Origin of the sequence: Lyticum sinuosum, assembly GCF_034471385.1 — a bacterium.
Lineage (GTDB): Bacteria > Pseudomonadota > Alphaproteobacteria > Rickettsiales > Midichloriaceae > Lyticum > Lyticum sinuosum.
In genome coordinates this window covers 1-22,944 of record NZ_JARGYU010000001.1, presented here as the reverse complement: position 1 = coordinate 22,944, position 22,944 = coordinate 1, and the positions used below count along the sequence as shown (strand labels likewise).

Below are 22,944 nucleotides of genomic sequence, written 5' to 3'. Positions count from 1 at the left end.
AGTAATTTTTATTTATTTTCTTCTATTGACTTTAATTTTTTTATAAAAAGCGGAATCCATATTTCTGGATTTTCACCATTTTCTTTAAGAATTTCATTTAATACAATAACTGTATCTGCTCTTCCAGATAATACTGAAACAACATCATCCATTCCTGATAAATCAACTTTAGCAATTACAGCATCATTACCTTGTTTTATAAGAAAGAATCTAGTACTAGGATCTGTAGTTTTTATGAGAGTATATTCTCTTTCACTAAGCATAAAAGCTGTACGATAAACAGATGTTGCTTTAAGATTAGGAAGAAATATTTGAGTTGCTGTTTGTTGAATTAAAGTGTCACTAATCTGACTTTTACTTGCATCTTCAACACTTTGTGTAGCAAATACTACAAATGTGTTTAATTTTCTTAAAACTTTTAACCAATCTTTAATTTTAGGAGCGAAAACTGGGTTATCAATTAAAGCCCATGCTTCATCTAATACTATCATTGTTGGAGTTCCAGTAAGTGATATATTTATTCTGTGAAATATATAAGAAAGAACAGGAGCAAGACTAGATTTATCTCTTAATAATTCTGCCATTTCAAATCCAAATATATTCGATTTATCAAAATCTATAATATCAATATCATTATCAAAAATTAGTGCATGAGATCCATTACCATACCACATCCCAAGTCTTCCTGCTAATGTTCCTGGGCCACCTAAACCAAGAAATGGTGCAATATTTGATAATTTTCTATCTTCTTTTTTTAGTTTATAGTTTCCATTTATTGCAATAGTAAGATTACTTATATCATCTGATGTAACTATTTCTCCATTTGTTGAAACTAAATATTTTAGCCATTCTAATAAAAAAGATCTATTTTCTCCAGTATCTGGAAGTTGTAACGGATTAAATCCGCATTTCTTACCAGGATCTATAATAGTATACTCTCCCTTCATTGCTCGAATAAATATCTCTGCTCCACGATCTTTATCAAAAAAAAACAATCTACATTGAAATTTTTGTGATTGTGCACAAAAGAAATTTAATAGAACAGTTTTTCCGGCACCAGTTGGTCCTATTATCATTGTATGTCCCACATCACGTAAATGAAAGTTAAAATGATAAGGAGTTCCGGAACTAGTATCAAGAACAGTAACAGATGGACCCCAATGATTATTGCTTGCTTTTCCATATGGGTAATTATGAAAAGGAGAAAGCGAAGCAAAATTAAGGGAATTTATTTTTGTTGCTCTGGCTAATAATGTTTGATTTCCTTTAACACCATCAGGTAATTGACCCCAAAATGCTGGTTGAAGATTAATACTTTCTCTTACACCTATTCCTCCAGTATCACTAATTTCAACAGACGCTATAGAAAGATATTGATCTAGTTCTTTTTTAGTATCAGCTAAACACATAATAGTCATATGATGTTTTCCAAATGATATGCTTCCACTGGTTGCTTGGTCTAAAGCATAAGTTATTTCTTCAACTTGAGATATCGCTTTATCTCCTGATTGTTGCATTCTATTTTGTTGTAATTGCATTGCATTAATTGCTCCTCTTTTATCTATATAAACAAAAGATTGTGTTATAATAAATTCAAATTGTGCTTTTAAAAATCCATCTAGCATACCAATCCAAGTTCTTGGCGAGTATTCTTTTATACTCACAATTCCAGCAAATTTTTCTTTTCCATCATGTTTTATCATCTTAATATATTTATCATAAAACATTAAACGATAATGATTTAATTGTTTAGATAAATCCCCGGATACATGAATAATATTAGTATATTCTCCGCAATTTACTATTTGAGCAAAAAAGGATGCAATAGGAGATTGATAACCAAATTCAGATTGCATTATCTCTAATAGATGAGGCTTATATGAAGATCTTAAAGTTGCTATAACTCTTCCAGTTGTTTCTTCTAATTTTTCTAATGCCTCAGACATTTGTTTAACCCAATTATCTTCGTTTTGTGATTTTGATCCTACTTTAAATTTATTTTTTATATTTGATTTTGGTATTCCATTTTGAATAATTGTGACATACATTTCATTAACAAATGATTGTTTATTTTGATTTTTTTCAGCCCATTTTTTATCTAAATATGATGCAAATCCACTTGGCATATTAGGATCATAATAATCTTTAGGATATATTTGAATTTTTCTTCTGATTATATGAGTATAAATAGAAATTTCTGTCGAATAAGCTCCTTTTAGCATGGAATTTAACCTGTCTTTTTCTATTTCTAAATCTTCATCATCTGCTGTTTCAAAAGAAAATCCACCAACTTTAATAACTTGGACTAAATCATTGTTTTTAGTAATAACGGTATTTCTATTCCAATAGGAATAGTATGGAATCATACAACTTGCTGATGCTTCCCTTGAAAAAAGCGACCAATTTTTTGGGAAATTCCTTGAAAAATTCTTTTTTAAATATTGGCGCATTATATTAATACTTTAATATTTATAGTATAAATTACATATATTAATATATCAACTAGGATCATAAGATGAAGCTTTATGATATAATTTATTTATTCTTCCTTTTTGACATTTTGATCCAGTCATTAATAATTCTAAAAATAATACCTCTTTAGATGAGATTTTATAAAGAATAAAATGTATAAAAATAGTAAGAAGCATTATCTTTGGGTTAGATGTTATAATAAAACCTAAAAGACATGATATAAAATTTACTCCAACTGCTATATAACTTACTCCTAAAATTGTTGGTGATCTAGTTAATCCTAAAAAAAGAATATCAGAATATAGCTTACCTTCTTCTGGCATAATATTTAATATAATTCAGTTCTATTAAAGTAGATTATATGTTTTATAAAAATTAAATACAAGTTGATTTATACATACCCTTAATAAATATTAAGCTTTAAGTTTTATTTTGCAACTTATGTTTATTCTTTATTGTATTGGAAATAATAATAAAAATTTTACTGGAAAATTTCTTTTTTTATGCTATAAATTAAATATGTTATAAAATAATTAAATAAATTTTATAAATTATTGATTTGAAATTTGATTAATTAAAATATAAACAATTTATATAAAAAATTAAATAAATAACACTCATACAACTCATTCTTTACATATATGCAAGAAATAGAACAATCACAAAATTTACGCCGTCAATCATCTACTAATAGTATCTCTAGTTTATCTGATCAATTAGTTAATAATAATAATGGATATGATGAAATAATACAAAAAGGAACTTATTATAGTAATTCTGAGATTAGTTATGGTGTATTAGAGACAATTAATCTTATTGCAGGAGTAATACTAGGTCCTAATGCTTTTGTTTTTTATCCTTATAGTGAACATATCATCAAAAAACTAGAATTAAAACTTGATGCATATAATTATAAAAATAGGTTTCCTAAACTTTATAAATATAAAGAAGCATTAGGATTATTAATCTCTTTAACATCTTTCTTTGTTACACCTATAGTATTAAGTGTTATTTCATATATTCCAATTCTAAGTCTTTTTGTTACGCCTATCTTTGGTGCAGCTCTTTTTTATTCTGTATCACGTTTACCAAAAATAGTAAGAAATTTACATAATAAATATCCTAATAACTATATTTTTCGTTTCATTGACGATTTATTTATTCAAATTAAAGAAAAAAGTACTATATTAAATGATAATTTTAGTCCTTTAATGATTAAAAGTCTTATAGGAACAGTTATAGATTATATATTCAATACTGTTGAAAGCTCGAATGTTAATATAAGAAATCAAAATCTATTCTTACGTATACTAGAAGATAATATTATATCAGGATCAGATAAGACAGCATTTGACTTAATTAATAAAAACATAAAATGGGATGAAAATATAAATGATATCGAATTAACTCCAAAATTAATATTAAATAGATATACAGCATATAATCAAGATGAAAATAATAAAAGACATTCAAGTTATAACTTTTTCATTGGTACTATAAGAGGTATTTTGACATCTTCTCTAAATGTAAATAATCAAAATCAGCGCGAGAATGCAGATTCTAATGTGAACTATCAAAATCAAGATGAGAATCCAAAAATAATTGCAGTAAAATCTATATTAATACTTTTACCAGATATTATAAAAAGAAATGATCTTGAAATGTTTCATGATGTTCTTAATGAACTTGGAATTTTTCTTGAAAATATACAAGAAAATAATCCTAATGAATATAATCATATTATAAAGATTTTCTCTAAACAATTTTCAGATATTAATATTAATATTCCAAAACATAATGATGAAAATTTAGAGGTATCGATGTATTTCTCCATGTTAAAACCTCAAATTTTTGCTGCAATACCTGATTCTTTTACTCCACACTTAAAGAAAATTAAATATGTAAAAAATGAACTAAATAGTGAGATTACACCATCAAAACTTCTTATAGAAATAATTAGTGGTAAACAAAAAGTATATTCTGAAGAAATGCTTAATTTAGTTATAGATTGTTTTTTAGATAATGATGAAATTAAAAAACTTGCTGGAGCAAGTCAAGGATTAGGATTAATTTTTTCAAATGATAGCTTAACACAAAAGTTTAATCAAATATTAAAAAATGATCCTAATTATCATCAGCTACAAGAAGATATTCAACAACAAGAAGATATTCAGCAACATAGAAGTAATTTTCAACAAAATCATCTACAAGATATTGATGAAATAAGTGATATTAACGATCTAATAGAATCAAATGAAGATTCAGCGCTTTTGAAAGTATATGCTGTATTTGAAAACGAAACAATAAATATATTAAAACATATTAAAAATACAGGAAATTATCATACATTGTTAAATCTTCTAAGAACTACTTCTACTTTAATTGAAGATAATGATAATGATGCTAAAAAAAATATAATAGATGTATCTATTGCTGCAATACATAAATTTGATGAAATCTCTAATCAACAGAATATAGATCAAGAAGTTATAAATGAATATAATAGTATTAAAGGAAAATTTAAAGAATATTTCATAGAAAATATAAATTACTTGGATATTAATTCAACTATTGAAAATTTTTCTGAGAAATTTTTCTCGATTAACGGAGATGAACTTGTTAGAAGAATAAATGATTTTAATGAAGTAAATACATCTGCATTAAATAAAAAAATAGTAGAAGGGAATATAATTCTTCCATTTGGAATGGAAATTATTATTGAAATAATTGCACAAGAAATAAAAAAACCAAATTCTGATTTCATAAATAAAATAAATAATGATATTTTAATAAAAATATTAACAATTGCTATATTACATGATACAACTAATAAGAATAATCATGATAATGATTCTTATATTAACTATCTAGAAATTTTAAATGGTATTCTTAATTTATGTCAAACCAATCAACAATTGGCATCTAATTTATTTCTTCCTCTAAATGGAAATATTAGAATTAATTTAATTGATGCTATAAAATTAGGATGTATCAATACTAGATGTCGAAATTTTGGTGAGAGAATACAAGAATGTTCTTCTGAAGGAGATAATATCACTGGAAAAGACCAAAAAAAATTAAATAGCATTATTAATAATGATAATTTAATTTATAATTATAAAATCACCGAAACAAGGAGTAAGCAAAATCTACACCAAGACGAAAAAAATAGTACTAGAAGAACTTCTAAAACAAATGCTCAAGTAGCTCTTGCTAATAATCTTATAAATGAACGTATAATTCATCAATATATTAAAAACTTAGAAGAATTTAAATATGGTCAAAATTATCTAAGAAATTTGTCTAGAATTTTTGGTATCAATCAAAATAATGAAAATATAAGTAATAGTCTTTTAAATAATACTATGAATCGTACTCTAAAAGTATTCTCATATTTATCTGAGATTTTTAAAAACTTATTTATTAAATTAAAATCTTTATTTAATAAAATATTAAATAATAATCAATTATCAGAGCCTTTATTAGATTAATAAGTGAACTAATAAGTAAATTAATTTAATTTTGCTATTAATAAAAAATGCTCATTTTATATAGAAAATAAATTGAATATGTTAATTCAAGAATTTTTTGGAGGAATAGCATTTTTTACTTCATTGATAGGACTTTTACCTCAATTATGGAAATCCTATAAGATAAAATCAACTAAAGATTTATCTTTTCTAATGTTGATTAATTATTTTATAGGATCATTTTCTTGGATAATTTATGGAATCTATATAGATTCCACTTTTGTTATCTACAGTAACATATTTAGCACTTTATCAAGTATAATATCTATAATTCAAAAATTATATTATGATAATAAATAAGAATTGAATTATTTATTTTCCTTAACCTATTTGATTACCGGGATTATTGCTTTTAATTATTTCATTGTTGAGATTGCTTATCTGCTTTTCAACAAGATCTCTATTAGTAACAGCTCTTTTTAAAAAAGTCTCTTGGATGTTTCCTAAAGATTGAAAAATACCTTTAACATTACTTTGTATAATACTTGAAGTGATGTCTATCTTTTTTAGAAATGCGGATTTTTGTTTTTTTAAATCTAATAATGTTTCTTGGAGTGTCTTGAGACTATTTTCACTGAGTTGATTAGTCTTAATTTTATCTTCATCAATGTCTTGATCATCAATGTCTTGAACAATAGCATTAAATCTTCTATAAGGTTTATCTGTATTACTTAATTCATATGTAATCTTTTGATAAAGAGATGGTAAAATATTTGATTCAATTTTTTTATCTATTTCTTCCATATTTTTTTTTCGAAGTTCTTCTTTTTCTTTTAGTGATACTTTTGATTCTAAGTATTCATTGCATAAATCTGAAAATCTTTTTATCAAATCTTTATTATTTTTTGGACCATCTTTTGATTCTTTGATTTTTTCATTTAATGCTTTGATTTTTTCATTTAATGTTTCGATTCTTGTATTTAATGTTTTGATTTCTTTATCTAATGTTTCGATTTTTGTATTTAATCCTTTAAATTCTTGATTTTGATTTAATTCGTTGACTTTTTCATTAACTTCTTGATTTAATAACTCGGTTCTTCTCTTAATTATTATATTTAAGTCATTAGTTTCTTGCTTAATTTTTTGATCTAATAATTTGATTTCGTTATCAGTTTTGATTTGTTTATTAGTTTGATTATTTAGTCCTTTGATTTGATCATTAGTGTTATTTTCGGCTTGCAACTTATCTTTTAAATCATTGATTTCTTTTCGAAGTCTTATTTCTTGTGAGAGATCTACTTTATATAATTCTTCTATATTTTTTTCTTCTTGTTGATATTTTTCATTGATTGCTTTTTTTAAAGTCGTCAAGTTAGTATAATGATTATTATTTATGAGATCACTATCACCATAATTATTCAATAGATTTTCTATATAATTTGTCAAATGATCATTATTATGATCAAAAATATTTTTAATAATTCCTATTTTTTGATTTTTTTCATCCACATCAAGTTTTAATTTTTTTTGAAAATCTTTAATTGCAAGTTTTACTTCATTAATTTCTTTGTTTATATCATTTAATTTTTGCTGATGTTCTTCATAGAGCTTTTTGAATGGTATATTAATAACATCTATAATATTATAAAGATTTGAATCCATTTTGTTATTATTATCATGTGATATCACATAATTTTTATAATCCGAATATTGAATTGCAACTCTTATTAACGCACGTGCTGCCTCAAATGCAGATCCTAATACGCCCCCAGTTCCAAGATTCATTAATCCAATAAGATCATCTTTTCTATTTAATAATGTAGATAATATAGTGATATGCATTTCTGGAGTATCATTTAAAATCAATCTATCTTTTTTTAAATCATAATTAGCCTTACCATCATTTGTTGCATAAGTATTTAATACTTTAATAAAATTATGAAATTGAGGAAAATAATTCTCGTTAAGAGCATTATTAAAATCTGTTTTATTTATGCTATTTTTGTTCTCAAGCAGTTTTCCTGGACTATTATAAGATATAGGAATAGGCAATAAAAGTTTATTTTCATTAATAGAAAAAGCTTGTCCAACAATTTTCAATTTACTTTGAACTTCTAAAAAATCTTTAGTTTTTTGTGTAAATAATATATCAAAATTTTTAGTATTATTAATAATATCAAAGAATTTTTTGTCATTCGGATCAAAAATTGGAAAAATGTTTTTTGAATCATAGTCATTAAGTTTTTCTTTACGAAAAGTAAGGGGTTTTTGACGTAATAGCGCTACTTTATTGATAATATTTAATAAGTTATTTGCATTTTCACCTTCTTCGGTTGCACTATTAGTTTTTCCTATAAATGCTAATCCCCGATAACCTTCACTACTAATTATTTTTTTAAACGCGTTTTGAATTTGTGTTTTTATGCCTTGATTAATTATAAAGTCTTTATTTTTATCATTCGGAATACTATTATACTTTTCGAAAAGAGCCCATTGTACTGTTTTCATAGCAAATATTTCATCGTTAGATAATTCGTCTATTTTGTTTTTATTTATTTCTTGAATTAAATTAAGGAAATTATCAACTTCTTTAGTAAAGTCATTATTATCATAACTATTATACTTAATATCAAGTTCTTGAATGTTTTGTGCAAAATCAGAACAAGCAGTAACTAAAGGTGAAATTTGTTTTTCCTCTATTTCTTGTTTTAGTTGATTTTCAAAAAATTCTATTTGTTGATATGGTTGATTTTCCTCTATTTCTTGTTCTGGTTTTTTTTTAGAAAATTGTATTTTTTGTTCTCCTTGATTTTTCTTTTCTGGAGTGTTTAGTAAAGATTGTTTAGGATCTTTCTTTCCTGGAGTGTTTAGGAGATATTGTTGAGGATTTGGACTGTTTATGGAAGATTGTTCATCTGAACTTTCAGGTATTTTATCTGATGGATTTTGATTTAGTTTTGTTTTATTTACAAAAATCTGTTTATTATTCATATACAAAAATAAATTAAATAATTATTGTTTTTATATATTTAATTTTACTTTTTTATATAAAAATAACAATAAAATTAATTTATTGTATAAATACTTATTTTTTTTGACTTAAAATGATTATTTGGTATAATTAGTAATAAATATATTAAAAATATAAAAATTGATAGAAAATAAGATCTCTTTAGAGAAAATCACATAAGAAATTTTTATAACAAAACAAATGAAGAAAAATTAAAATTAGTAATAGTAATTTTTTATGTAAATTTCTTTATTTCCTAAATCAATAGATTCACCAAAATAGATAGAGACTTTTTTATTAGAATTAATATCTCCATCTAAATACAAAGTAACTTGTTGTCCTGGTTTTATAACTTGGAAGCTTTTATCTTCAGGAACATAGTTTTTAAATGTACCAGCTCCTTCAACTTCAAGTTCTATATAACCTTTATTAGTGCTCTTAGGATCATCACATGTGCTAAATACTGATACTTTAGTTACTTTTGAATTATCATTAAACGAATCAGATGTATATTCCACTTTTGTTATCTACAGTAACATATTTAGCACTTTATCAAGTATAATATTTATAATTCAAAAATTATATTATGATAATAAATAAGAATTGAATTATTTATTTCCCTTAACCTATTTGATTACCGGGATTATTGATTTCATTTATTTCTTTCTGAAAATTACTTTGATGATTAACTGCTTTATCAATTTTTTTTATTAGACTTATCCTCTCAAGATCTTTATACTTAAAAGCACCTGCTATCATTTTACTATTTATATTATCTAAAGAATCAATAAGATATTTTCCATAATTGTCTATATATTCTATAAATGAATTAATATAATCTTCATTTTTAGATAATTTTTCGTTTATAGTTTGTTTTTTTTCGTCTAAAGTTTGTAATGCTTCATTATTTATTTGTATAATATCATTATGAGTATAATTTTTATTTTTTAATTTTTCCTCGAATATTTTATTAACTTCTTTATAACCATAATTTTCTTTGATACTTTGAGGTTTTTTATTAAAATTCAATAGTTTGTTATTGATTCTAGCTAAGCCATATTTAGCTAATATTTTATTTTTATTTTCTACTAAATTTTTTAATTCATTTTGTTTTATTACAATTTCTGCTTCTGTTTCTTCTATAGATTTGTTTTGTAATTTTATTGCAGATTCATTAGTAACAACTTTATTTTGTAATTTTGTTAAATTTTCTTTTGCTTTTGTCAAGAGTGTTTGTGTTGTTTCTATTTTTTTCTTTATTACTTTTATTTCGTTTTCTAATTCTCCTATTCTATGTGATGGAAGCGAATTTTTTCCATCTGTTAGAATTTTTATTTGATTTTCGAAATCTTTTATATCTCTTTCTTTTCTTATTATTCCATCTTCAACTAATTTTATTGTTTTCTTAAATTCTTTTTTTATTTTTTCTAAATTTTCTAATTTACTTTTGTGTGTATTTACAATTTTAGTGAGATCTTTTATACTTTCCTCACTAGATCCTATACTTTGATTTACTAATTTCAATTTACCTTGAGTAGATTCTATTGTATTTATTGATATTGCTGAACTATTTGAATGATTTTCAAGATCTGGATTATTTATTTCAATTACATTTTTTATATATTCTAATTTTTCTACGTCATTTGTATTAGTACCGTCACTTTTTTGATAAAAAGTATCACGATACTCATATTTTTGTTCTTCTTTATAAACAGGGTCTCTATAATCAAAATCTCCTGCTATATTATATATATATTCTGCTAAATCCTTTTTATTGTCAGTTAAAGCTACATTGGCAATTTGCCTAAAAATAGAAGGATTAGAACTAACAATTATTGTTTTAAGTGTTTGAGTAAATTTATTTTTACGTTCTTTCTCTTTTTCATTCATATTATCATTTTCTTTTAGAATACTCTCCTTATTCTCTTCTTTGCTTTTAATATTATATTTTATATCTTCATTTTTATCTTTATTTTGATTATTAGTATTTTTGAGCACTTTGTTAAGAAGTTCTACAGAATTATAAGTATTTGCATTCTTTATTCCAAAATGTAATAATTCAGGATGTTTATTAGAGATAAATCCGCTCAAAAATATTGCTGCATTAGCTATAATATTAGTCACACCATACCCATTAGCTTCTACTATTTTTTTATCAGCAAAGTTAGTTATTCCATTAATCATGGGTATCAGATTATTCTGAATAGCAATTTTTATTGCGTTTTTAAGCTCTATACCATCATCTAACAAAATTCTATCTTTACTGAAATCATATTCAGGTTTACCATCTTTTGTTGCGTAAGTGTTTAATATTTTAATAAAATTATGAATTTGAGTAACATTATCCTCTTTAAAGTAATTATTAAAATGTTCTAGTTTTAATTTACCATCAGCAGTAGGAATAGGCAATAAAAGTTTATTTCCTTCAAGAGGATTATCTTTTTTAGGTGTAGAAAAAGCTTGTCCAATAATTTTTAATTTATTTTGGATTTTTGAAAATTGTTTAGCTTTATTATCAAATAATGTATCAAAATTTTCAATTTTCTTCGGATTAAAAACTGGAAAAATATTTAGTGCATCATTATGATTGAGTTTCTGCTTGAGAATATAGATTTTCTTACTTTTATATGGTAGCCCAATCTCATTCAAAATATTTAATAAATCTTTTGTATTATCATCATCTTTGTTTACATCACTAGTTTTTTCTTTAGATGCTAATTCCCGATAACCTTCACTACTAATTATTCTTTTAAACGCATTTTGAATTGGATGATCTTCAAGAAAAACAAGATTATGATAAGCATTAAAAATATTATACTTTTCGAAAAGAGCCCATTGTACTGCTTTCATGGCAAATATTTCATCGTTAGATAGTTTTCCTTTCGTATAATTTAATTGTGTTAAATTATCACAGAAGTCTTCAGTATATTTATTAATTTCTTCAGCAAAGAGATGATTATCCTTAATATCAAGTCTTTGAATGTTTTGTGCAAAAACAGAACAAGCAGTAACTAAAGCTGAACTTTGTTCTTCTTCTCGTTGTGCTATTTCTTGAAAGTCTACTATAGATTCTTTATCACTCTCTTCATCACTCTCTTCATCACTGAATTCTCCATTAAGTTTAGATTGTTTTATTTTTTCTTCAGAATCAAACGTTATTATGTCGTCTCTTTCTTGTTGTTCATTATTATTCATATACAAAAATAAATTAAATAATTATTGTTTTTATATATTTAATTTTACTTTTTTTATATAAAAAAAACAATAAAATTAATTTATTGTATAAATATTTATTTTTTTTGACTTAAAATGATTATTTGGTATAATTAGTAAAACAATTTATAAATTTTTTAAATTTATATAAATATAATGTGTATACTAAAATATCTATAGTATTTTTCTTGTTTAGAGTCAGAATTATTGTTATATAACGCAATATCCCTCTTTATATGAATTTATGTGAAAAAATAATTTATAGGAAATAATCCTGAGAAATATAAAGAGTGTAAAAACACAAAAAGCATGTATTTACATAAATAATGTATTTACATGCTAAATTTTTTAATGAAAAATTCTATGATATTAATTTATATTTTATATCATAAATTCAATTTTTAAAGATCTATATATACTATTATATACTTTATTTTAGTAGTAGTATATGTGCTATATATATGATTAAGAGAAATACTTAATATGTAAAAAAATATTAAGTTATAAGAATAATATAAGAATAAAGATACTAATATAGTACAAAAAATTAAAGTTAAATGAAGATCTTGAAATATTCTTCAGATAACTTTAACTAATTTACTAATATTAAAGCATTAAGATGCTGCTGCCCCTATTATAGTATTCATCATTTGTGTTTGTTGTTTTAAAGACTGAGCAAACATACGCATCGCCATTTGAGACTTTTGAGCATCAACAATAGAATTCTGTAGGTCTTTTCCAGTATCAGATGCTGTCATAGTTTCTGCAGCTTCTTTTAAACTTTTAGCTTGAAGTAATAACAAAGCATTAGCAGCATTTACTTGCTGTTCAGATTGTCCTACTTGTGTTAAAAGTTTTAGTGTAAATTTTTCATATTCTTTAATAAAAGCAATGGTATCATTAGTATTTTCTTTTGTTGAAAGATCAAACTTTTGTCCAGGTCTCATATTTGGAATAGCAACTTGGTATAAAGAAGAAGGATCAGCTAAATTTGTTGAAAGATAAAAAGTTAATGGTCCAGCACCACTTTTAAAAGCAGAAGACAATTGATCTTGTAATTGATTACAAATTTCTTTATTTCCTAAATCAATAGATTCACCAAAATAGATAGAGACTTTTTTATTAGAATTAATATCTCCATCTAAATACAAAGTAACTTGTTGTCCTGGTTTTATAACTTGGAAGCTTTTATCTTCAGGAACATAGTTTTTAAATGTACCAGCTCCTTCAACTTCAAGTTCTATATAACCTTTATTAGTGCTCTTAGGATCATCAGATGTGCTAAATACTGATACTTTAGTTACTTTTGAATTATCATTAAATGAATCAGATGTATATTCCACTTTTGAATATACAAGTAATGATCCATTAGGTTGATAATTCTCAATATTTCTTGTTTGTGAAAATAAAAATCCACTAAGTGTTTTTCCTAAATTAACAGAATATGCATTTGCTTGATCTTGATTCTCTATTTTAGAACCTTCTCCACCAGCAAAAGTTATTTCAAAATAACCTTTTTCTGTAGAAGAAAATCTAACTATATTATCAACAATTTGATTTGCGTAATACTCTGCTGAATAATCAACACCACCTACATTAATATTTAAAGATATTACTCCATTCCCCTTATGTGTTGCACTGATTGATGGAGAATCAATTCTTCCAACAAATCCAGAGTTATTTTGTACACCGGATACATCTATACCAGATGAAATTCCTCCTGATAATTTAAAGATACTTGGTGTAGTATCTGATATACCACTTGAGAATGAAAAACTTAATCCATTCAATGTAGATGTTGATGTTTTTCCAGATATATTGATTTCAGTAGAATTTACACCCTCACGTAACTGATAATTAAGACTATATATAGTAGGATCTATGCTTTTATTTAACACATTTACTAAATTATTTATTGTAGCTTTATAATCTATTTCTTCACCACCATCTAGTTTAACGATTTGAATTGAGTACTCAGAATTATCACTTGGAAAAGAATTAAAAGTAAAAGTTTTTTTACCTGATCCAGATCCTATTGAAAAAGTTGAGTTCTCTTTAATTTTACTTGTGTCAATTTCAACCCAATCTGTTGATGAAACTTTATCTTGAGAATTCCATTTTATAAGTGATGAAGATCCAGAAGGAGCACCAGATACAACTGTATTACTTATTCCGAGAGATCCTACTTTAGTTCTACCAAAATCACCAACTTCAAAAGATTCATCTAAAGGACGAGAAATAAAGATTTGTTCTGAAAAACCAGGTTTATTTGCATCAATAGATAATATATTATCTGTATCTTCTGTTGCAGACATAGATGAAAGAATTTTTTGAGCTCTAGGAGAAAGAGATGAATTTTGTCCAGAAAACGCTATAACATCACTAATTTTTTTTGCTATATCTGCTTTAGTTGTATCTCCAATTGATATTACTTCCCTATGATCTGCTTGAACTTTAACAGTAGAATCTGCATCAGTTTTTTGAGCTCCATATTCAATATTATCAACTATTAAATTACTTATTGATATATCAGCTGTTGCTACTGCACCATCAGTATCCATTTTAATATCATAGCTTTCTGATCCAGCAGAATCATATCTAGAAATAAATACACTACTACTATTACTAGTAGCACGGAAACCATTTGTCCCTAATGAAGAAGAATTAATTGCGTCTTTTAGCGCTACAGCTAATTCTTTTCCTGTTACACCTCTTTTTAGTGTAATAAGAGCTGCAGCATTAGCTGTAGTATCAGCTAAATTAAAACCCATTGTTCCACTTGTTCCGTCAGATTTAGTATAATTTATAGTAAATAATTTAGTTGCAGCAGCATCAATAGCATCATTCATTTTTATTTCAGCAGTTTTTGATATTGTTCCAAAGCTGTAATCAGTATCTGCATTAACTTTTTGAGTAGAAGTTGCTATAGCAGTATACACACTAGAAGTAATATCTTTATTACCTATAGACATTCCAGATATGATTTTGCTAGAATTAGCACCATATATTACATCATATGCAACATCTTCTCTTTTACTAAATGCTGTAGATCCATTAATCTTTATAGATGATCTACTAATAATAACTTTACTGGTATCATTAGCATCAATTTTTGCTGAAAATCCTTCTAATTTAGATGCTGAAACTGAAGTCTGAGTATTAATCCATGTTTTTAATTCTGCTGCAAGAGCTGTTGCATCTGCGTCAGCTTGATCAAGCTTTATACTCCCTGCTGTTGTATTTGCATTTACTGTTGCTAGTGTTGTTGCTGATGCTGTTGCTACTGTACTAAAATTAACACCATTTATATTTAAGAAATTTGTTACTACCTGGTCTTTGACAAAATTTCCTAGATCAACACTAAAAGATTCTGTTATATATCTAGAATTATAAGCCGTATTAATTGCTGATCCTGTTTTTGCAGTACTAAAATATACATCGTTAATCGAAAATATATTATCTAAGCTTGTTCCTAAATCAAAATTAATAGTGCTTTGTCCTTTACCTGATTCTATAAAATGAGAATTTCCTATAAATCCTGTAGCTGCAAGTGAACCATCTAAAAGAAGTGTTCCACTAACACCAACAGTATTATTGATAATACTATTAATTGTATTGTAATTTTGATCTAAAGTTAATTGAAAATCTTGAGTATCAGAAGTTCCTAAAGCTTTTGTTGCAGGAACTTGCATTTCTTTTGCTATTTTATATATTTCCGCCATACTTTGAGAAGCAATTGATAGGTTTTGTTTATTAACCTCATTATTCTCAGCAAAAGTATTGTTTGAAAGAGCTCTAGAACTTAAGTTTTGTGATACTTGATAACGTGTAGGATCGTCTTCAGGGGATTTTACTTTAATTCCTGTTGCAAGGCGAGCTGCTGCCGCTTGCGAATCCATATATGAAACTTTTCCTAACTCATATAGAGCATATGCTTCATTGTTATTTAATATTGATGATGATGATGACATATTTATTTATATACAAATTTTTAGTTTAGGTACTAATTCATTTGGCTACATAAAATTTTTTGTATAGGTAACCAATTACAAGTGTAATGATAACATGTATTTTTTTATTTTGTAAACTGTTATCTTTAGATTTATGGATAACAATAGATTTTTTTAAATTTGAAAAAGTTATATTTTTTATAAAAAGTTTAATATTTTAAATTATCATTTTTTTATAAAAAATAAAGAAAATGTTTTATATATATTATATTAATTATATTATTTTATATAAATTAAAAATTTTAAAATATATTATAAATAAATTATATAATTTATATTTTATAAATTTATTATATATAATTGTGTTTTTTATATTTATTTTTATTTATTGTTATAATGAATTCTTTTTTATTAATCATAATTTATTATATTTTTTTGATTATTAATACTTTTAGTATATATTAATACTCTCTTAAATTTATATTTATTAATTTAAAGTTGCATAATTTATATTTATAGATGTATAATATTTTTATTACTTGTAATGAAACATAAATTAATAAACATAATAAACTCTATGGAAAATCATTTTAATTGGTTAAATGAAAAAACGAGTCCGTTTTACCGTGCTATAGCAGATATACCTAACAATTATAAACCAAGTGAAAAAGAAGAGTATATGTGCCCAGAGCATAGAGAGTATTTTAGAAAAAAATTAATAGCTTGGAAGTTAAATATTATATATAATTTTGAAAATACTAAAAAAATTATAAAAGAAATAGAATGGAATAATCCAGATATGGAAGAAAGAGTTTTCTCAGAAAATTCAATAGAATTAGATATGAGAACTTCTGAAAGAAAAATCAGATTATTAGAAAGAATAGATGAAGCTTTAAAAAGAATCGTAGATAATAAATACGGATATTGTTCTATTACAGATGAGCCTATAGGACTCAGAAGACTTGAAGCACGCCCTATTGCAACAATGTGTATTGGAGCACAAGAACTACATGAAAAATTTGAAAGAAATCATAATAAAGATGCTTATCATAGGTATTATAGAATGGATAATGAAAATATTGCTTCTTCAGAAGGTTAATATAAATAATTATTTAAATAATGATTAAAAATAACTAGAATTATTTATAATAATTGTGTTTATACACTTGCAAAAAATTATATAAACATGTTATAATGATGAAATCTGTACAGCCGAATTAGCTCAGTGGTAGAGCAACCGCCTTGTAAGCGGTAGGTCATCTGTTCAAATCAGATATTCGGCACAGTTTTTTATGATCAATAAATTAAGTCAAAAATACAAATCTTTTACATAGATACTAGATTTAAATCGTAGTTTTATGTAAATTTTATATAATTATTCTTTATTTTCTCTTACTAAAGAGATCATATTACCATATTTTCTTTCAATTTGTCCATTAAGTTCCATTTCTGTAAGAATAATATTAATTAATTCACTTGAACTATTTTCTATATCATTACTAACATCTTTGAAGCTTGTTGGTGTAAATGAAAGTTTTGTTTTTATTGAATTTTTTATTCTGTCAATTTCTTTAGTATTCTCAAGATATTCTTGATAAGCAATTTCTAATGATGATAAGCCATTCTCATTAGTATATTCTTCAGCGTTGTGTTCATTTTGATCAATATATTGAGTATATTCTTCTAAATTTAGAGATAAATTTTTATAAACTTCTATTGGATTATTTTTTACCATTAAAGATTCATTTTTGCTTTTTTCTGGAATTATACTAGAACTCATTTTAAAAAATTTCTCTTTTTCTCTAAGAAAATATATATTATTCAATATATCATTTGTATCTTGAACTAATGTTACTCCAGCCTTAATAAGATTATTAGTTCCTTCTGAGCGATTATCTAAAGGAGAACCGGGCACAGCAAAAACTTCTCTACCTTGATCTGCAGCATATCCAGCTGTAATTAAAGTTCCTGATCTTTTACCAGCTTCAACAACAACAACACCTAGACATAAGCCTGAAATAATTCTATTTCTTTGTGGAAAAGCATCAGCTGATGGTGGTATACCAATTTGTTTCTCACTAATTATTAATCCATTTTCATACATCGCTTTATAAAGTCCTATATTATCTCTAGGATACATAAAATCAATACCACTTGCTAAAACACCTATTGTACTAGCTATATGCTCTGAACATAGGTTATATTTCTTGATATTAACAAATTGATTTAAAGCACTTTTGTGAGCTGATGCATCAATTCCTCTTGCCATTCCTGACACAACTGTTATATTATTATCTACTAGGTCTCTAGCAAGTTTTTGAGCAATAATATTTCCATTTGTAGATGAATCACGGGCTCCAACAATAGCTACACAAGGACTATTAAGTAATTCTAAACGACCTAGTATAGTTAAAAATGGAGGATTATCTTCAATATTTTTTAGCAATTTTGGATATTTATCATCACAAGAAAGAATAAGTTTTCCTTGCATTTTTTCTAAATTCGTAAGAAAAATCTCAACATCTAACTCAGAACATAAAATCAATTTATTATTATTTTTAGTGAAATTTGGTAGATTTTCTATTAATTTTGTTGGATTTTTATCAAAAATTTCTATCAAAGTATTGAAAGTTTTTGGTCCTATACCATTTGTCAGTGCTATTCTTAACCAATCAGTAATAAATTTTTTTGACATTATTTGAGTTTTAGTCATTTTTTACAATTTTATAAAATTATATTTGGTAGATAAATATTTTTAATGAAATTTTTTATAAAATTATATTAATTAAATAAAAATTAAATAAAAACAATTTTTATACTCTTTATATATTATATGAGAAATATTAATTATAATAATAAAATACAATGTATAGTTATTAAATACTCTAGGAAATATTAAAAATCAACCTATTATATATATTAATTGAATTATTATTTTATATGTCTTCTTATATTGTTTTAGCAAGAAAATATCGTCCAAAAACTATAGACGAAGTTGTAGGACAAATAGCTCCTAAAAAAATAATAAAAAATTGTTTTATAATGAATCGTCTTCCTCATGCCATTATTATAAGTGGTATTAGAGGAGTCGGAAAAACAACTTTTGCTCGCATTATAGCTCAAATATCGAATTGTATTGGTCGTAAAAACAATGATGATAAATCGTTTAACTGTTGCGAATGTAGTAATTGTATTAGTATTATCAAAGGAAATAATCCAGATGTTTTAGAAATAGATGCAGCTAGTTATACTGGCGTACAGGATATAAGAGAAATTATAGAAAATGCGCATTATTTACCTCTTAATTCTTTATATAAAATATTTATAATAGATGAGGTTCATATGCTTTCTAATAGCGCTTTTAATGCATTATTAAAAACTTTAGAAGAACCACTTCCCCATATTAAATTTATTCTTGCAACAACTGAAATAAGAAAAATACCTTTAACTATATTATCAAGATGTCAAAAGATTAATCTTAGTAGAATAAATAATTTAGATGCTATAAATCATTATAGAAATATAGTTAAAAAAGAAGGTTTTGATGTAGAAGATGGTGTTTTAGAATATGTAAGCGATATTTCTGATGGATCATTAAGAGATGGTCTTTCGATACTTGATCAATTAATGACTGTTTCTATTGTTAATCAATCAAATGATAAAAATGTAATTTGTAATTCAAATATTATAACGATTGAAATAACTAAAAAATTATTAAATATTTTTGATATAAAAATACCAAGTAAAATTTTGATATTTTTATTAACAAATAAATTAAGTGAAGCATTAAAATTATTATATCAATATTATTATGAATCATCATTAGAACTCAACTATTTATTAATAATGATACTTGATTTAATAAAAAATTTAAGTCTCTTTACACAGGATCCAAAGTTAATCAAAGAAGAATTAATTACAGATCATTTTAAAAAACTTCATAAATTAACTAATTTAACTTTTTTATTAAAAATATGGGAAATTTCTATTAAATATTTAAATGATATGAATATTTTCCATGAAAAAATTTCAATTATTGAAATCTATTTTTTGGAGATATCTAGAATATCAGTAAATGAAACTAATATTAATTCGAATAATAATTATTTAAATAACGATGAAGAACTTACAAATCTAACAAAAAATAATATATCAAATAAAAATTACTGTATTAATAAAATTTCTGAAAATTCTGAAGATGATATAAAAAATGAAAAAAAAAATTTGTCAAAAAAAATAAATGATAAAATAGATAATACGCAAAAAAATCAAGAAAAAAGTAATGATATTATTAAAACAATACAAGATATTTTAGAAAAAATAATAAAAAATAATGATATAGAATTATATAATATCATCTATAATGATATAATAATTGATAATATTGATTTAGAAAAAAAAATTATTTTCATAAAAAAAAATATATCTTCTATCTCATTATCTAATTTGAATAATCGCCTTAATATTATTTTGAAAGATAAATGGAAAATATGCCTTTCAAATGCAAAAGAAATACAAAATATAAATAAAGAGAAAAAAAATGAATATAATATAAATAATCTTATATCCTCGGAAGAGGATAATCATAAAGAAAGTTTATTGCATCATTCTCTAATTAAAGATATAATATGCGAATGGTCAATGAAAGTTGATAAAATAGAATTATAAAATTTTTTATTTATGAAAAAAGGATTAGATATAAGTGCTATTCAACAAATGCAACAAAGATTTTTTGATACTCAAAAAAAAATTGAAGATAAAAAAGTAGAAGGTCAATCGGGAGGAGGACTTGTTACTGTTATTATTAACGCTTCTGGAAATAAAATGCTTGAAATACGTATAGATGATCAATTAATATCTAAAAGCGAGAAATCAATCTTAGAAGATTTGATAGTTGCAGCATTTAATAATGCTAAAAAAAGTTCTGATTCTATTGTGTCACAAGAAATGGAAAAAATCGGTATTCCTCCAGAAATGATGAAATTTATGTCATAAAAACTTATTAAAATATATTTTTTATATTTTTTATACATATTTACGTAATATTTAATATTTACATAATTAAAATTATGTTTTTTATATTTTTTTAATAAATGCTTAGCGAATTAACAAACAAAATAGTTACAGCTGTTAAGTCTTTTGGAAAAGGTAAACCAACAGAAAATCAAGTTGATACAATACTCAGAAATATAAGAATAGCTCTTCTTGAATCAGATGTATCATTAACAGTTGTAAAAAATTTAATATCATCTCTTAAAAAGAAAATTGATAATAAAATATCTGATTTTGGCATAGTTGAATCAGAATTTATTATTGAATCACTTCATGATGAAATTTTAATGCTTTTAGGTGGATATGAAGCAGTAAAAAATAAATATAAAAAAAGAAAAACTAGTAGAAACTATGTTGAACAATCTTCTGAAAATGAAATATTAGAAGAATTAGACACGGAAAATACTAAAAAAACTAAAATAAAGCATCATCCTCTAAACCAGATTTCAAATTTTAATAAAGATCTCGAAGATATAGTTGATAAATTTAGTTTAGCAAGCAGTGATATTAAAAATGAGGTTGAAATACCAATATCAAAGACAGAAAATGGGAGTACTCCTATTATTATGATGCTAGGATTGCAAGGAAGCGGGAAAACTACTACAACAGCTAAATTAGCTTATTATTTATCTAAAACATTTAATAAAAAAATATTAGTAGTATGTCTTGATGTATATAGGCCCGCTGCTTATAAACAATTATCCATACTTTCTAAATCAGGTGGATATGAACTAATTGGTAATAATGATACTAATGATATAAATAGCATATTACAGGAATATTTTGAATTTACTGAAAAAAATAAATATGACTTTATTATTTTTGATACTGCCGGAAGAACTGTATCTGATAATAAGATGATGCTCGAATTAAAAAATATCTATGATACAGTTCATCCTACTGAATGTTTGTTAGTTATGGATAGTTTATCTGGTCAAAGTACTGTAGGCGTAGCTCAAGAATTTAATAGCATCATCAAATTAGATGGATTTATTTTAACAAGAATTGATAGTGATACTAGAGGTGGCGCTGCTTTAAGTTTAAAAGCTTGTTTAAATTTGCCGATTAAATTTATAGCAAATGGTGAAAAAATAGAAGATTTAGAGATATTCAATCCAGAGAGAATTGCATCAGTGATTGTTGGAAGAGGAGATATTGAAAATATAGTTAAAAAAACTAAAGAGAATTTTAAAAATATTAATACAGAAAAATTACAAAAAGGAAGAACTGATTTTAATGAAATATTATTACAACTACAAGGAATAAAAAAAATGGGAAATTTCAAAGGAATAGCTAGTATGCTTCCTGCAATGTCTGGGATCACAAATAAAATTAACCAATTTGATGATAATGGTGAAATCGATCGTATGATCTCAATTATAAAATCAATGACAAAAAAAGAAAGAATATATCCACCTTTGGTTATTACAAGCAAAACTAGAAGAAGAAGAATATGTATTGGATCAGGAAGAAATAATAGAGATTTTGATAAATTAATTAAATTTTATCAGAAAACAAAAGAATTAATTAGTAAAATTTCTAATATGAAAGATAAATCATCTATGAATAAAATTATTAATAATTTATTTAAAAATTAAAATTTGTATTAGTTTTGTATTAGTTATTTTATTTGGGTGTATGTAATTTTAATATGCTGATTTCTATAAATAAAATAATAAAAATAATAAAAAAAGTATAAAAAAGTAGTTGACATACCAAGAAAGATTATAATATGATATTTGTTATCGGTGGTTATTGAAATATGTGATTTCATTTT

13 protein-coding genes and 1 tRNA gene are annotated in these 22,944 nt (G+C 24.4%); 7 read left to right on the top strand and 7 right to left on the bottom strand.

Annotated features, from left to right (window positions below):
• Positions 1-8: 8 nt before the first annotated feature.
• Together Lyticum_RS00070 and Lyticum_RS00065 are read right to left on the bottom strand one after the other, a co-directional pair.
• Positions 9-2,450: a VirB4 family type IV secretion/conjugal transfer ATPase gene (locus Lyticum_RS00070; protein ID WP_322498303.1), complete on the bottom strand. Its 2,442-nt coding sequence runs from the start codon at positions 2,448-2,450 to the stop codon at positions 9-11.
• Between the two features lie 48 nt (positions 2,451-2,498).
• Positions 2,499-2,795 carry a VirB3 family type IV secretion system protein gene (locus tag Lyticum_RS00065; RefSeq protein WP_322498302.1) on the bottom strand — a complete coding sequence of 99 codons (297 nt, stop codon included), beginning with the start codon at positions 2,793-2,795 and terminating at the stop codon, positions 2,499-2,501.
• A gap of 318 nt (positions 2,796-3,113) precedes the next feature.
• Here Lyticum_RS00065 and Lyticum_RS00060 point away from each other — a divergent pair, with 318 nt between their 5' ends.
• Together Lyticum_RS00060 and Lyticum_RS00055 are read left to right on the top strand one after the other, a co-directional pair.
• Entirely contained in the window at positions 3,114-5,963 is a 2,850-nt protein-coding gene (locus tag Lyticum_RS00060) for a hypothetical protein (RefSeq protein WP_322498301.1), read from the top strand.
• 78 nt (positions 5,964-6,041) lie between these two features.
• Complete coding sequence (locus Lyticum_RS00055) at positions 6,042-6,302, top strand: SemiSWEET family sugar transporter (protein ID WP_322498300.1); 261 nt, start codon at positions 6,042-6,044, stop codon at positions 6,300-6,302.
• Positions 6,303-6,323: 21 nt separating this feature from the next.
• Here Lyticum_RS00055 and Lyticum_RS00050 read toward each other — a convergent pair whose 3' ends face one another.
• The 4 genes from Lyticum_RS00050 to Lyticum_RS00035 all read right to left on the bottom strand — a co-directional run bounded on the left by Lyticum_RS00050 (position 6,324) and on the right by Lyticum_RS00035 (position 16,136).
• Entirely contained in the window at positions 6,324-8,933 is a 2,610-nt protein-coding gene (locus Lyticum_RS00050; protein WP_322498299.1) for a hypothetical protein, read from the bottom strand.
• A gap of 237 nt (positions 8,934-9,170) precedes the next feature.
• Positions 9,171-9,470, bottom strand: a complete 300-nt coding sequence (locus Lyticum_RS00045) for a hypothetical protein (RefSeq protein WP_322498298.1) — start codon at positions 9,468-9,470, stop codon at positions 9,171-9,173.
• A gap of 103 nt (positions 9,471-9,573) precedes the next feature.
• The gene (locus tag Lyticum_RS00040) at positions 9,574-12,147 is read right to left on the bottom strand and encodes a hypothetical protein (RefSeq protein ID WP_322498297.1); all 2,574 of its coding nucleotides are present in this window, start codon (positions 12,145-12,147) and stop codon (positions 9,574-9,576) included.
• Positions 12,148-12,779: 632 nt separating this feature from the next.
• Entirely contained in the window at positions 12,780-16,136 is a 3,357-nt protein-coding gene (locus tag Lyticum_RS00035; RefSeq protein WP_322498296.1) for a flagellin N-terminal helical domain-containing protein, read from the bottom strand.
• Positions 16,137-16,794: 658 nt separating this feature from the next.
• Here Lyticum_RS00035 and Lyticum_RS00030 point away from each other — a divergent pair.
• Positions 16,795-17,214, top strand: coding sequence for a TraR/DksA C4-type zinc finger protein (locus tag Lyticum_RS00030; RefSeq protein ID WP_407659022.1), 420 nt, complete (start codon positions 16,795-16,797; stop codon positions 17,212-17,214).
• 112 nt (positions 17,215-17,326) lie between these two features.
• A tRNA-Thr gene (locus Lyticum_RS00025) sits at positions 17,327-17,398 on the top strand.
• A 92-nt stretch (positions 17,399-17,490) separates the two neighbouring features.
• On the opposite strand, the gene dprA is transcribed toward Lyticum_RS00025, so the two are convergent.
• Positions 17,491-18,828, bottom strand: coding sequence for a DNA-processing protein DprA (gene dprA / locus Lyticum_RS00020; RefSeq protein WP_322498294.1), 1,338 nt, complete (start codon positions 18,826-18,828; stop codon positions 17,491-17,493).
• Between the two features lie 227 nt (positions 18,829-19,055).
• On the opposite strand from dprA, the gene dnaX reads away from it, so the two are divergent.
• The 3 genes from dnaX (at position 19,056) to Lyticum_RS00005 (ending at position 22,765) form a co-directional block, all read left to right on the top strand.
• On the top strand, positions 19,056-20,783 hold the full coding sequence (dnaX, locus tag Lyticum_RS00015) for a DNA polymerase III subunit gamma/tau (protein WP_322498293.1): 1,728 nt from the start codon (positions 19,056-19,058) through the stop codon (positions 20,781-20,783).
• Between the two features lie 12 nt (positions 20,784-20,795).
• The gene (locus Lyticum_RS00010) at positions 20,796-21,110 is read left to right on the top strand and encodes a YbaB/EbfC family nucleoid-associated protein (RefSeq protein ID WP_322498292.1); all 315 of its coding nucleotides are present in this window, start codon (positions 20,796-20,798) and stop codon (positions 21,108-21,110) included.
• Between the two features lie 98 nt (positions 21,111-21,208).
• Positions 21,209-22,765, top strand: coding sequence for a signal recognition particle receptor subunit alpha (locus tag Lyticum_RS00005; protein ID WP_322498291.1), 1,557 nt, complete (start codon positions 21,209-21,211; stop codon positions 22,763-22,765).
• Positions 22,766-22,944: the final 179 nt, after the last annotated feature.

Bases quoted from the DNA above. Each gene is read 5' to 3' on its own strand.
- Lyticum_RS00070 (WP_322498303.1), bottom strand. From the start codon at position 2,450: ATGCGCCAATATTTAAAAAAGAATTTTTCAAGGAATTTCCCAAAAAAT.
- Lyticum_RS00065 (WP_322498302.1), bottom strand. From the start codon at position 2,795: ATGCCAGAAGAAGGTAAGCTATATTCTGATATTCTTTTTTTAGGATTA.
- Lyticum_RS00060 (WP_322498301.1), top strand. From the start codon at position 3,114: ATGCAAGAAATAGAACAATCACAAAATTTACGCCGTCAATCATCTACT.
- Lyticum_RS00055 (WP_322498300.1), top strand. From the start codon at position 6,042: ATGTTAATTCAAGAATTTTTTGGAGGAATAGCATTTTTTACTTCATTG.
- Lyticum_RS00050 (WP_322498299.1), bottom strand. From the start codon at position 8,933: ATGAATAATAAACAGATTTTTGTAAATAAAACAAAACTAAATCAAAAT.
- Lyticum_RS00040 (WP_322498297.1), bottom strand. From the start codon at position 12,147: ATGAATAATAATGAACAACAAGAAAGAGACGACATAATAACGTTTGAT.
- Lyticum_RS00035 (WP_322498296.1), bottom strand. From the start codon at position 16,136: ATGTCATCATCATCATCAATATTAAATAACAATGAAGCATATGCTCTA.
- Lyticum_RS00030 (WP_407659022.1), top strand. From the start codon at position 16,795: ATGTGCCCAGAGCATAGAGAGTATTTTAGAAAAAAATTAATAGCTTGG.
- dprA (WP_322498294.1), bottom strand. From the start codon at position 18,828: ATGACTAAAACTCAAATAATGTCAAAAAAATTTATTACTGATTGGTTA.
- dnaX (WP_322498293.1), top strand. From the start codon at position 19,056: ATGTCTTCTTATATTGTTTTAGCAAGAAAATATCGTCCAAAAACTATA.
- Lyticum_RS00010 (WP_322498292.1), top strand. From the start codon at position 20,796: ATGAAAAAAGGATTAGATATAAGTGCTATTCAACAAATGCAACAAAGA.
- Lyticum_RS00005 (WP_322498291.1), top strand. From the start codon at position 21,209: ATGCTTAGCGAATTAACAAACAAAATAGTTACAGCTGTTAAGTCTTTT.